Below are 12,874 nucleotides of genomic sequence, written 5' to 3' on the forward strand. Positions count from 1 at the left end.
TCGAGCCTGTCGAGATCTAGGAAAGAAAACATGTCTATTTATCTGAACAAGGACTCCAAGGTCATCGTCCAGGGCATCACGGGCGGCGAGGGCACCAAGCACACCGCCCTCATGCTCAAGGCCGGCACCAACATCGTGGGCGGCGTCAACGCCCGCAAGGCCGGCACCACCGTCCTGCACGGCGAAAACGAGATCACCGTTTTCGGCACGGTCAAGGAAGCCATGGCAGAGACCGGCGCCGACGTCTCCATCGTCTTCGTCCCGCCGGCATTCACCAAGAACGCCGTTGTTGAAGCCATCGAGGCCGGCATCGGCCTGGTCGTCGTCATCACCGAAGGTGTGCCGGTTCAGGACTCCGCCGAGTTCTGGGCACTGGCACAGTCCAAGGTCGACGCCGACGGCAACCAGGTCACCCGCATCATCGGACCGAACTGCCCCGGCATCATCACCCCGGGTGAGGCCCTCGTTGGCATCACCCCGGCGAACATCACCGGCAAGGGCCCCATCGGCCTGGTGTCCAAGTCCGGCACGCTGACCTACCAGATGATGTACGAACTGCGCGACCTCGGCTTCTCCACCGCCATCGGCATCGGCGGTGACCCCATCATCGGCACCACCCACATCGACGCCCTGGCTGCGTTCGAGGCTGACCCGGAGACCAAGGCCATCGTGATGATCGGCGAAATCGGCGGCGACGCCGAAGAGCGTGCCGCCGACTTCATCAAGGCCAACGTCACCAAGCCGGTTGTCGGCTACGTGGCTGGTTTCACCGCGCCGGAAGGCAAGACCATGGGCCACGCAGGCGCCATCGTCTCCGGTTCCGCCGGTACCGCCCAGGCGAAGAAGGAAGCCCTCGAGGCTGCAGGCGTCAAGGTCGGCAAAACGCCGTCCGAGACCGCCAAGCTGCTGCGCGAAGTCTACGCAGCGCTCTAAGCACCACCTCAGGCAACGCGGGGTCACTCCCAGCCCAATCCACCCCCTGGATTGGGCGCAGGGTGACCCCGCGTTTCTTCGTTTAACCCTTGTCAGTCAGTGAGGCGAGGTCTATCGTGGTTATCAACCAGATGGTTGATAAACAATTAGGTTGATTATAGGGCCACGGCAATGACAGTGGACATGAGCAATGACGACGACGACCTCTTGGACGCGGCCTTCCTGGCCCTGTCGGATCCGGTGCGCCGCCAGCTTATCTCCCGGCTCAGCCGGGGACCCGCCACCGTCAATGAACTGGCCGAGCCCTTCGCGATCTCCAAGCAGGCGGTCTCGAAGCACATCCAGGTCCTCGAGCAGGCGCAGCTGGTCACGCGAAGCCGTGACGCGCAGCGCCGGCCCGTGCACCTGAACCCCGCACGGCTCGAAGCACTCACCGCGTGGATCGACCAGTACCGGCTGGTCCGCGAGGCGCAGTTCCGCAGTCTCGATGCCGTACTCCGTACCAACACCGCCCCACGCGGCAGTAGTCAAAAGGACAGACAATGAGCAACGCGCTGAAACTCACCGTTCCCGACGGCGTCCCGTTCATCGATTTCGAGCGTGAGTTCGATTTCCCGGTCGCTGAGGTGTTCCGTGCCCACAAAGAACCGGAGCTGATTACCCAGTGGCTGGGGCCGCGTGGAACCACTGTGGACATCGACCACTATGACTTCCGCAGCGGCGGCAGCTACCTGTACAACCACACTGGCCCCGATGGCGTGTCCTACGCCTTCAGTGGCATCTTCCACACCGTCCGGGAAAACGAGTTTGCCATCCAGACTTTTGAGTTCAGCGGCTACCCGGACATCGTCAGCATCGAATTCATGAACTTCGAGGATCTCGGCGGCGGCCGGTGCAGGCTTCGCGGCCATTCGGTCTATCCCACCATGGAGGCCCGCGACGGCATGGCCCAGTCGGGCATGGAAAGCGGCTTGAGCGACGGCTACGAGCGCCTCGAGGAGGTGCTGGCCAAGTAGGGCCTGCACCGCAACCAAATCGTCCGACGGCGGCCGGTGACCTTCATCTGAAGGTCACCGGCCGCCGTCGGCCATTTAAGCCAGGCCCGCACCCAAGTAGGTAGCAGCAGATGGCGTTCCCAGCGCTGAGAACCCCCTGTGCTGCTACCTACTTGGGCGGACGAACGCGAAAGTCTTGCGCGCCGCCGACGCTTTGATAGTATGTCAGGACAAACTATCAAAGGAGAACATATGCCGCTCGTACGAATCGACGTCCACTCGGGGCGCAGCCGGGACGAACTCAGCCGCCTCAGCCGGGGCATTCATGATGCCATCCTGGCCGAGTATGGCGTCCCGGAGCGCGACTACTTCCACATTGTCACCGAACATGCGCCGGGCCAGATTGTGGCGCAGGATGCGGGCCTTGGCTTTGAGCGCACCCGCGACGTCATCATGATCCAGATCTTTACCCAGGGCGGGCGCAGCCAGGAGGCGAAGCAGAGCCTCTTTGCGGCAGTGGCGGCGAAGCTGGCGGGGCTGGGGGTCGCCGGTGAGGACGTTTTCATCGGGTACGTCGAGAACACGGCGGGGGACTGGTCCTTTGGGTTCGGCCGCGCCCAATACGTTACCGGCGAGCTCGCCGTGCCGAAGAAATAAGTGCACAACAGCACCCCTGCCGGCCCGTGCCGGCAGCTCCGCAATGCCCCGGTTTGGGCCGAGTTCTGCTTGTTGTAAGTATGTCAGTACAAACCTTTGACAGGACATAAATTCTAGGGCACAGTAGTTCATGTGGTCCCGCTCACGGGGCCGCGGAACGCCGGAGCCTTGGCCGTTCGGCTGCTTAGAGGTTGAGATCCAAAAGAAAGGTCCACGATCACCGTGACCCACGAACTGCTCACGATCGGGCGAATCAGCGTTGATATCTACCCGAACGACATCGGGGTGGGACTGGAGGATGTCACGTCCTTCGGCAAGTACCTCGGCGGCTCGCCATCGAACGTTGCTGTTGCCGCCGCCCGCCATGGCCGCCGGACCGGCGTCATCACCCGCACCGGCGATGACCCGTTCGGGCAGTACCTGCACCGCGAACTGCAGAAGTTCGGCGTTGACGACTCCTTCGTCAGCCCGGTCCAGGGGCTCCAGACGCCGGCCACGTTCTGCGCGATCCAGCCGCCGCATGATTTCCCGCTGTACTTCTACGGCCGTTTCCCCACGGCGCCTGACCTGCAGATCAAGGCTGACGAGCTCGATACGGACGCCATCCGGAACGCACGGATCTTCTGGTCCACGGTGACCGGCCTGTGCCAGGAGCCGAGCCGCGAGGCGCACATCAAGGCCCACGAAGCACGGCCCCGCACCGGCCTGACGGAAGGCCAGTACACGATTCTGGACCTCGACTACCGCCCGATGTTCTGGGCCTCCGAGGAGGAAGCCCGCGAGCAGGTGGCCCGGATCCTGCCGCACGTCACGGTGGCCATCGGCAACGACCAGGAATGCTCCGTGGCTGTGGGCCCGGGGACCCCGGATGAACAGGCGGACCGCCTGCTGGACGCAGGCGTGGAAATCGCCGTCGTCAAGCTCGGCCCGGAAGGCGTGATGGCCAAGACCCGCACCGAGCGCGTGGTCTCCGCCCCCGTCCCGGTGGAGACCGTCAACGGCCTGGGTGCCGGCGACTCCTTCGGCGGCGCCTTCGTGCACGGGCTCCTGTCCGGCTGGCCGCTGGCCCAGGTCCTGGACTACGCGAACGCTGCCGGCGCCATTGTTGCCTCCCGGCTGTCCTGCGCGGATGCCATGCCCACCCCGTCCGAGGTCACCTCCCTGCTCGCCGAGCGCGGACGGCTTGTTCCCGGCACCCCCATCCCCGAAGGAGCGGCCCTGTGAGCCTCAACCCCGGCACCGCGACCCTCGCGGTGGATGACAACCCCCGCCGCTACGAGCACCTGAGCACCATCCGGCTCGAAGACCCGGACGCGGTGGCCCGGGCCGCCAAGGCCCGCCGCCGCCACCCGGGCCTGAAGTACGGCCGGCAGAACTTCATCGTCGCCGCCGACCATCCGGCCCGCGGAGCCCTCGCCGTCGGCAACGACCCGGTGGCCATGGCGGACCGCCGCCAGCTGTTGGACCGGCTGCAGATTGCACTGGCCAATCCGGCTGTGGACGGCGTCCTGGCGTCCCCGGACATCATGGATGACCTGCTGCTCCTGGGGGCGCTGGAGGGCAAGCTCGTGTTCGGTTCGATGAACCGCGGCGGCCTCACCGGCCTGGTCAACGAATTCGACGACCGGTTCACCGGCCACACCGCCGCCGCGCTGGAAGAACTGGGCGCGGACGGCGGCAAGATGCTCACCCGCATCTGCCTCGGCGACCCGGACACGGTCTCACTGCTGGAGGCCACGGCGAAGGCGATCGATTCGCTCGCCGAACGCAAGCTCATCGCCATGGTGGAGCCCTTCCTGTCCGTCCGGGAGAACGGCCGGGTCCGCAACGACCTGTCCCCGGACGCCGTCATCAAGTCCATCGCCATCGCCGAGGGCCTGGGGTCCACGAGCGCCTACACCTGGATGAAGCTGCCGGTCGTGGCCGAGATGGAACGCGTCATGGCCGCCACCACCATGCCCACCGTGCTGCTGGGCGGGGACCCGGCAGGCACCCAGGACGAGGTGTTCGCCACCTGGGGAGCAGCCCTCGCCCTCCCCGGCGTGCAGGGACTCACCGTCGGCCGGACCCTGCTGTACCCGCAGGACGGCGATGTTGCCGGAGCTGTCGCCGCGGCCGCTTCACTCCTCCACCACACCACATCAGCCCACACCGCAGAAGTATCGGAGTAAACGATGGGAACAGGAACCCGCCGGATGACCGTGGCGCAGGCCGTGGTCGAATACCTTTCCAAGCAGTACACCGTTGATTCCGTTGGCGGGGTCGATTTCCGCGAGCGGCTGATCCCGGGCACGTTCGGCATTTTCGGGCACGGCAACGTGGCCGGTGTGGGCCAGGCCCTGAAGCAGTACCAGGCCAAGGACCCGCGCATCATGCCGTACTACCAGGGCCGCAACGAGCAGGCCCAGGCGCACCAGGCCGTCGGTTACGCCCGCCACACCCGCCGCCGCCAGACATTCGCGATCAGCACCTCGATCGGCCCGGGCTCGTCCAACCTGCTCACCGGTGCCGCCCTGGCCACCACCAACCGGCTGCCGGTCCTGCTGCTGCCGTCCGACACGTTCGCCACCCGCGCCGCGGACCCGGTGCTGCAGCAGCTCGAACAGCCCTACGCCTACGACCTCACGGTCAACGACGCCTTCCGGCCGCTGTCCAAGTTCTTCGACCGGGTCACCCGCCCGGAACAGCTGTTCTCCGCGTTCCACCACGGCCTGCGCGTCCTCACGGACCCGGCCGAGACCGGCGCGGTGACCATCTCGCTGCCCCAGGACGTCCAGGCGGAAGCCTTCGACGTGCCCGAGGAATTCCTCGCCGAACGTGAATGGCGGATCCGCCGCCCCGAAGCCGACGACGACGACATCCGCCGCGCCGCCGAAGCCATCCGGGCCGCGAAGCGGCCCCTGATCATCGCCGGCGGCGGCGTCCTGTACGCCTACGCCAATGAGGAACTCGCTGCCTTTGCCGAGCTGACCGGCATCCCGGTGGGCAACACGCAGGCCGGCGTCGGCGTCCTGCCCTGGGACCACCAGTTCTCCCTCGGCGCCATCGGCTCCACGGGCACGACGGCGGCCAACGCCCTGGCAGCCGAAGCGGACCTGATCATCGGCATCGGCACCCGCTACGAGGACTTCACCACCGCGTCCCGGACCGCGTTCCAGAACCCGGACCTGAAGTTCATCAACATCAACGTCGCAGCGATCGACGCGTACAAGCACGGCACCTCGCTGCCGATCGTCGCCGACGCCCGCAAGGCGCTGGTCAAGCTCAACCAGGCCCTTGGCGGCTACCGCGTCGGCGCCGACCTGGAGCAGAAGATCGCCGCCGAGAAGCAGCGCTGGAACACCACGGTGGATACGGCCTTCGACACCCGGTTCAGCCCGCTGCCGGCGCAGAACGAGATCATCGGCGCCACCAACCGGGCCATGGACGCCTCCGACGTGGTCATCTGCGCCGCCGGTTCCCTGCCGGGTGACCTGCACAAGATGTGGCGGGTCCGCGACCCGTTCGGCTACCACGTCGAATACGCCTACTCCTGCATGGGCTACGAAATCCCCGGCGGGCTGGGCGTCAAGCGCGCAGCGCTTGCCGAGGCCGCCAAGGGCGGGACCCAGCGCGACGTCGTCGTCATGGTGGGGGACGGCTCCTACCTGATGATGCACACCGAACTGGTCACCGCCGTCGCCGAACGGATCAAACTGATCGTGGTCCTGATCCAGAACCACGGCTACGCCTCCATCGGTTCGCTGTCCGAATCGCTCGGCTCGCAGCGCTTCGGCACCCAGTACCGGGTGTTGGACGAGGAGCAGCACAGCTTCGACGAGGGCGAGACCCTCCCGGTAGACCTGGCCCTGAACGCCGAATCCCTGGGCGTGAAGGTGATCCGGATCGAGCCGGGGGAGAAGGCCATCGCCGAGCTCGAGCAGGCCATCCGCGACGCCAAGGCCGCCCCGGAACGCGGCGGCCCGATCGTGATCCACGTCGAATCCGACCCGCTGCTGGACGCACCGAGCTCCGAATCCTGGTGGGACGTGCCCGTCTCCGCCGTTTCCGAACTGGAATCCACCCAGCAGGCCTACCAGACCTACACCGGCCACAAGAACCGCCAGCGCAAGCTGCTCGGCTAACCTCCCTCAAAGCCAGCCCCAAAAGCCTCAGACCAAGGAAGTCATCTCTATGTCAACGACGACCGTCACCACCACCATCAACCACTTCATCAACGGTGCCGAAACCGCCGGCGAAGGCGACCGCACCCAGCCCGTCTACAACCCGGCCACCGGCCAGGTCACCGCCGAGCTGCGCCTGGCCAACCGCGCCGACCTGGACACCACCGTCGCCGCCGCCCGCGCCGCTGCCGACTCCTGGGGCGACATCTCCCTGGCCAAGCGCACCGCCGTGCTGTTCAAGTTCCGCGAACTCGTGGCTAACCACATCGATGAGCTTGCCGAGCTGATCACCGCCGAGCACGGCAAGGTCCTCTCCGACGCCAAGGGCGAGATCGGCCGCGGCCTGGAAGTCATCGAGTTCGCCTGCGGCATCCCGTCCCTGCTCAAGGGCGACTACTCCGATCAGGTCTCCACCGGCATCGACGTCTTCTCCTTCCGCGAACCCCTCGGCGTCGTCGCCGGCATCACCCCGTTCAACTTCCCCGTCATGGTGCCGCTGTGGATGGCCCCGATGGCGATCGCCACCGGCAACGCCTTCATCCTCAAGCCCTCCGAACGCGACCCCTCCGCCTCCCTGCTGCTGGCCAGGCTCTGGAAGGACGCCGGTCTGCCCGACGGTGTGTTCCAGGTCCTGCACGGCGACAAGGAAACCGTTGACGGGCTGCTGACCCACCCGGACGTGGACGGCATCTCCTTCGTGGGCTCCACCCCGATCGCCAAGTACGTCCACGAGACCGCCACCGCCCACGGCAAGCGCGTCCAGGCCCTGGGCGGGGCGAAGAACCACGCCATCATCCTGCCCGACGCCGACCTGGACAACGCCGCCGACCACCTCGCCGCCGCCGCGTTCGGCTCCGCCGGAGAACGCTGCATGGCCATCTCCGTCGCCGTCGCCGTCGGCGACGCCGCGGACCTGCTGGTCAAGAAGGTCGAAGAACGCGCCGTCGCCGTGAAGGTCAACAACGGCACCGTGTCCGGCGCCGAAATGGGCCCGGTCATCACGCCGGCGTCCAAGGAACGGATCGTACGGATCGTCACCGAGGCCGAAGCCGCGGGAGCTGCGATGGTCGTGGACGGCCGCGACCTCGTCGTTCCCGGCCACGAGGACGGCTTCTGGGTCGGGCCCACCGTCCTGGACCACGTCAAGACCGAAATGACCGCCTACAGCGAGGAAATCTTCGGACCCGTCCTCGTCGTCGTCCGCGTTGACACCCTGGAGGACGGCATCACGCTGATCAACTCCAACCCCTACGGCAACGGCACCGCCATCTTCACCTCCTCCGGCGCCGCCGCCCGCAAGTTCCAGCGCTCCGTCACGGTCGGCATGATCGGCATCAACGTGCCCCTGCCCGTCCCGGTCGCCTACCACTCCTTCGGCGGCTGGAAGGCCTCGCTCTTCGGCGACAAGCACATCTACGGCCCCGAAGGCGTCTCCTTCTACACCCGCGGCAAGGTGGTCACCAGCCGCTGGCCCGAACCAACCCACGCCTCCGGCGCCTCCTACAACTTCCCGTCCAACTAGCCCGCATTCCGCTGGTCGAGCTTGGTCCAACGCCCGCCGGGTTCCCTAGCCGAGCTTGCGAGGCTTGGGAACGGGTGGGGAGCGAGACCCATGGTTTCGACAAGCTCAACCAACAGAGAGAAAGACAACGCTGTCATGACTGAGAACAAGCTGATCATCGGCACCGCGCCCGACTCCTGGGGCGTGTGGTTTGCGGATGACCCCAAGCAGACCCCGTGGGAGCGCTTCCTGGACGAGGTGGCCGAATCCGGCTACAAGTGGATCGAGCTCGGCCCTTACGGCTACCTACCCAACGACCCCACCCGCCTCGCCGAGGAGCTCAAGCAGCGCGACCTGAAGGTCTGCGCGGGCACGGTCTTCACCGCGTTCCACCGCGGACTGGACCAGTGGGAGACGGCCTGGGAGCCGGCCCGCAAGGTCGCCGAACTGACAGCAGCCATGGGCGGCGAGCACATCGTGGTCATCCCCGCCATGTGGCGCGACGACGTCACCGGCGAGGCCGTGGAAAGCGGCCAGCTCACGGAGAAGGCGTGGAGCGACCTGTTCGCCGGCCACAACCGGCTCGGAAAGACGCTGCTCGAGGACTTCGGCCTGAAGCAGCAGTTCCACTCCCACGCTGATTCCCACGTCGGAGCCCAGGAAGACATTGAAACGCTCCTTGGAGCGACCGATCCGAAGTACCTCAGCCTCTGCCTGGACACCGGCCACGCGGAATACTGCGGCGCCTCCAGCCTGGAGCTCATCAAGAACTACCCGGACCGGATCGGGTACCTGCACCTGAAGCAGATCAACCCGGACGTCCTCAAGATGGTCAACGAGGAAAACATGACCTGGGCAGCGGCAAACCTGGCCGGCGTCATGACGGAACCGCCCAACGGCCTGCCGGACCTGCGTGCGGTCATTGAAGCAGTTGAGGCCCTCGACCGGCCGATCTTCGGCATCGTGGAACAGGACATGTACCCGGTGGCCTTCGACGTTCCGATGCCCATCGCCAAGCGCACCCGCAACTACCTGCTGTCATGCGGCTCCCGCACCGCGGTCAGCTAACCTCCCGCCCCGGCAATCCAAACCTAAGGAAAGAAAAATGACTGAAACCCTTCGCGTCGCCGTTATCGGCGCCGGCCGCATGGGCGCGGACCACATCCAGCGCCTCAGCAAGCGCATCCACGGCGCTGAAGTGGCCGCCGTCGTCGACGTTGACCTCGCCCGCGCCCAGGCCGCCATCGAAGGCATCCCCGGGGCCGTTGCCCTGGCCGACGCCGAAGAGGCGCTGAACAACGGCGACGTCAACGCCGTCCTCATCGCCACGCCCGGCTTCCTGCACGAGGAGATCCTGCTCAAGGCCATCGCCAAGGACATTCCCATCCTGTGCGAGAAGCCGCTCACGCCGGATGCCGAGTCGGCCTGGAAGATCGTCCAGGCCGAGGAGAAGCTGGGCCGCAAGCGCATCCAGGTGGGCTTCATGCGGCGCTTCGACGCCGAATACGCCGCCCTGGGCCAGGTCATCCGCGACGGCGAACTCGGCGAGCTCCTGATGCTGCACCACCAGCACCGCAACCCCACCACCCCGGCAGGCTTCACCAACGAGATGCTCATCAACGACTCCGTGGTCCACGAGTTCGACGCGATCCGCTTCTTCACGGGCGAGGAGATTACCTCGGTCCAGGTCCGCCTCGGCAAGGCCACGAGGAACGCACCGGCCGGACAGCACGATCCCCAGCACGTCCTGATCGAAACCGAATCCGGTGTCCTGGCCGACGTCGAAATCTACGTGAACGCGAAGTTCGGCTACGAAGTGGCCACCCAGGCCTCCTTCGAGGACGGCATCGTCAGCATCGGCGGCGACAGCGGCCCGTACCTCCGCAGCAACGGCCGCTGGGGCGGCAAGGTCACCCCCGGCTTCGAGGAGCGCTTCGGCGCCGCGTACGACGTCGAAATCCAGGCCTGGGTTGACGCCGCGCTCCGCGGCGAAATCGGCGGACCCACCGCCTGGGACGGCTACGCCACGGCAGCCTGCTGCGAGGCCGGCGTGGAAGCGCAGAAGAACGGCGAGAAGGTGGCCGTGAAGCTGAACGCCAAGCCGGCCCTCTACAGCTAGGCCCCGCCCTTGGAGTTTTGTCCAGATAATGCGCCTTCGAGGCCCTCAAGGTTGCATTATCTGGACAAAACTCCGCTCGTCACCCGACTCTTTCCACAATGGAGTGTTCCTCGTGAAAATCGCCCTCGATCCCACCCCCTTCCACCACAGCCACAGCCTGCTGGAGTTCCCCAAGGTGGTGGCGGACCTCGGCTACAAGTACATGCAGATGACGCCGCACCCGGATTTCATTCCCTTCTACAACCACCCCAAGGCCGACGACGAACTGGTGGGTCAGCTGAAGAAGGCGTGCACCGACGCAGGGATCGAAATCGCGTCCATCCTGCCGGTGCTCCGCTGGTCCGGCCCGGATGAGGACGCCCGTGAGGCAGCCGTGCGCTACTGGAAGCGCGCCATCCAGATCGCCGTTGACCTGGGCGTCAGCACCATGAACACCGAGTTCAGCGGCCGCCCGGAACTGGCAGAGGAATCCGAGCGCGCGTTCTACCGCTCCATGGAGGAACTGCTCCCCATCATCGAGCGCGAAGGCATCGACCTGCTCATCGACCCGCACCCGGACGACTTCGTGGAAGAGGGCCTTGCCGCGATCCGCGTCATCCGGGGACTGAACTCCAAGAACGTCGGCATGGTCTACGTGGCCTCCCACAGCTTCCACATGAAGAACTCGCCGCTGGACATCATGCGCGCGGCGGGGGACAAACTCCGCCTGGTCCACGTCGCCGACACCATGGACCACCACGCCTCCCACGGACTGCGCTACATCACCAACCCGCCGGGCAACGCCGTCCGGGTGCACCAGCACCTGAAGATCGGCGACGGCGACGTGAACTGGGATGAGTTCTTCGGCGGCCTGAAGGAAATCGGGTTCCTGGACCGGGACGACACCGTGATGGTGTCCAGCGTCTTCGCCGAAAACGAGAACGCCGAGGAGGTTTCCCGCTTCCAGCTGGACACCATGAAGCAGTACGTGCAGAAGGTCAGCGTATGACGGCGGCGCCTTCTGGGAAGGCTGACTTAAAACACAACAGGGCACTGCGCACCGTCACCATCATCTCCACCTTCGGGGGCCTGCTCTTCGGCTACGACACAGGCGTCATCAACGGTGCCCTGCCCTACATGCAGGAGGACCTGGGCCTGACCCCGCTGGCCGAGGGCATGGTGACGTCGTCGCTGCTGTTCGGCGCCGCTTTCGGTGCCCTGTTCGGCGGCAGGCTGGCGGACCGCAACGGCCGCCGCAAGATGATCATGGTCCTGGCCGTCATCTTCCTGATCGGCACGCTGTCCTGCACCCTGGCCCCCAGCACCGAGTTCATGGTGGCGGCCCGGTTCATTCTGGGCCTGGCCGTGGGTGGTGCATCCGTGACGGTGCCGGTGTACCTCGCGGAGGTGTCGCCGTCGGCCCGGCGCGGGCGGATCGTGACGCAGAACGAGCTCATGATCGTCACCGGCCAGCTGCTCGCCTTCATCTTCAACGCCTATCTTGGCAACACCTTCGGCGAGGCCGGGGGCATCTGGCGCTGGATGCTGGTGATCGCCACACTGCCGGCCGTCGCCCTGTGGATCGGCATGGCCTTCATGCCCGAAAGCCCCCGCTGGCTTGCCTCGATGGGCAGCTTCGGTGAGGCGCTCGGCGTGCTTCAGCGCATCCGCTCCAAGGCCGAGGCCACGGCAGAATTCGAAGAAGTCAAGGCCATGGCCGTGGAGGACTACAAGTCCAAGATGGGGTCCTGGAAGGACCTGCAGGTGCCCTGGCTGCGGCGGATCTTCTTCGTCGGCGTCGGCCTGGCAGTGATCCAGCAGATCACCGGCGTGAACTCGATCATGTATTACGGCACGCAGATCCTCGCGGATGCCGGCTTCGGCCGGGAAGCGGCACTGAGCGCGAACATTGCCAACGGTGTCATCTCCGTGCTGGCCACCTTCGCGGGAATCTGGCTCCTCGGCAAGGTGGGTCGCCGGCGGATGCTCATCACCGGCCAGATCGGAACCACCTCGGCCCTGCTGCTGATCGGCCTGTTCTCGCTGGTCCTGCCCGAGGGCACCGGCCGCGGCTACGTGATCCTGGCGCTGACCGTCACGTTCCTCGCCTTCCAGCAGGGAGCCATTTCACCGGTCACCTGGCTCATGCTCTCGGAGATCTTCCCCTTGAAGCTGCGCGGCCTGGGCATGGGCGCATCGGCGTTCGTGCTCTGGATCGTGAACTTCCTGATCGGCTTCGGCTTTCCGCAGCTGCTCGCGGCCATCGGCATCTCCAACACGTTCTTCGTGTTCGCCGTCCTGGGTGTCGGGGCGATCCTGTTCGCGGCGAAGTACATTCCCGAGACCAAGGACAAGAGCCTCGAGGACGTGGAGCACTTCTTCAAGCACCAGGCCGGCCTCTCAACCGAAGCTAAAACCGTCATCGAAGCGGGAACCCCTGCCGAAGCGGGAACCCCGGTCCACTAAAGCCCGTCCTGCTCCGGAGTTTCGTACAGATAATGCCCTCTCGAGGCCTTCGAGGGGGATT

General features: G+C 66.0%; 12 protein-coding genes. All 12 read left to right on the forward strand.

What is annotated here, in order from left to right; genetic code table 11:
* Window positions 1–30: 30 nt before the first annotated feature.
* On the forward strand, window positions 31–933 hold the full coding sequence (sucD, locus tag QF036_RS05785; protein WP_003804619.1) for a succinate--CoA ligase subunit alpha: 903 nt from the start codon (window positions 31–33) through the stop codon (window positions 931–933).
* Between the two features lie 183 nt (window positions 934–1,116).
* Window positions 1,117–1,479: an ArsR/SmtB family transcription factor gene (locus QF036_RS05790; protein WP_307100018.1), complete on the forward strand. Its 363-nt coding sequence runs from the start codon at window positions 1,117–1,119 to the stop codon at window positions 1,477–1,479.
* Complete coding sequence (locus QF036_RS05795) at window positions 1,476–1,949, forward strand: SRPBCC family protein (RefSeq protein WP_307100020.1); 474 nt, start codon at window positions 1,476–1,478, stop codon at window positions 1,947–1,949. Before QF036_RS05790 ends, QF036_RS05795 begins: the two co-directional genes overlap by 4 nt.
* Before the next feature lie 231 nt (window positions 1,950–2,180).
* Window positions 2,181–2,585: a tautomerase family protein gene (locus QF036_RS05800; protein WP_307100021.1), complete on the forward strand. Its 405-nt coding sequence runs from the start codon at window positions 2,181–2,183 to the stop codon at window positions 2,583–2,585.
* Between the two features lie 222 nt (window positions 2,586–2,807).
* Window positions 2,808–3,809: a 5-dehydro-2-deoxygluconokinase gene (iolC, locus tag QF036_RS05805; RefSeq protein WP_307100023.1), complete on the forward strand. Its 1,002-nt coding sequence runs from the start codon at window positions 2,808–2,810 to the stop codon at window positions 3,807–3,809.
* Window positions 3,806–4,756 (forward strand): Cgl0159 family (beta/alpha)8-fold protein, encoded by a 951-nt coding sequence (locus tag QF036_RS05810; protein WP_307100025.1) that lies wholly within the window; start codon window positions 3,806–3,808, stop codon window positions 4,754–4,756. Before iolC ends, QF036_RS05810 begins: the two co-directional genes overlap by 4 nt.
* 3 nt (window positions 4,757–4,759) lie before the next feature.
* Window positions 4,760–6,709 carry a 3D-(3,5/4)-trihydroxycyclohexane-1,2-dione acylhydrolase (decyclizing) gene (gene iolD / locus QF036_RS05815; protein WP_307100027.1) on the forward strand — a complete coding sequence of 650 codons (1,950 nt, stop codon included), beginning with the start codon at window positions 4,760–4,762 and terminating at the stop codon, window positions 6,707–6,709.
* Window positions 6,710–6,758: 49 nt separating this feature from the next.
* Window positions 6,759–8,270: a CoA-acylating methylmalonate-semialdehyde dehydrogenase gene (locus QF036_RS05820; RefSeq protein WP_307100029.1), complete on the forward strand. Its 1,512-nt coding sequence runs from the start codon at window positions 6,759–6,761 to the stop codon at window positions 8,268–8,270.
* 135 nt (window positions 8,271–8,405) lie between these two features.
* Window positions 8,406–9,317 carry a sugar phosphate isomerase/epimerase family protein gene (locus QF036_RS05825; protein ID WP_307100031.1) on the forward strand — a complete coding sequence of 304 codons (912 nt, stop codon included), beginning with the start codon at window positions 8,406–8,408 and terminating at the stop codon, window positions 9,315–9,317.
* Between the two features lie 37 nt (window positions 9,318–9,354).
* Complete coding sequence (locus QF036_RS05830) at window positions 9,355–10,368, forward strand: Gfo/Idh/MocA family protein (protein ID WP_307100033.1); 1,014 nt, start codon at window positions 9,355–9,357, stop codon at window positions 10,366–10,368.
* Between the two features lie 112 nt (window positions 10,369–10,480).
* Window positions 10,481–11,356 carry a sugar phosphate isomerase/epimerase family protein gene (locus tag QF036_RS05835; protein WP_307100035.1) on the forward strand — a complete coding sequence of 292 codons (876 nt, stop codon included), beginning with the start codon at window positions 10,481–10,483 and terminating at the stop codon, window positions 11,354–11,356.
* Window positions 11,353–12,813: a sugar porter family MFS transporter gene (locus QF036_RS05840; protein ID WP_307100037.1), complete on the forward strand. Its 1,461-nt coding sequence runs from the start codon at window positions 11,353–11,355 to the stop codon at window positions 12,811–12,813. The genes QF036_RS05835 and QF036_RS05840 overlap by 4 nt, the downstream gene beginning before the upstream one ends.
* Window positions 12,814–12,874 lie beyond the last annotated feature (61 nt).

Origin of the sequence: Arthrobacter globiformis (assembly GCF_030817195.1) — a bacterium.
Classification (GTDB): domain Bacteria; phylum Actinomycetota; class Actinomycetes; order Actinomycetales; family Micrococcaceae; genus Arthrobacter; species Arthrobacter globiformis_D.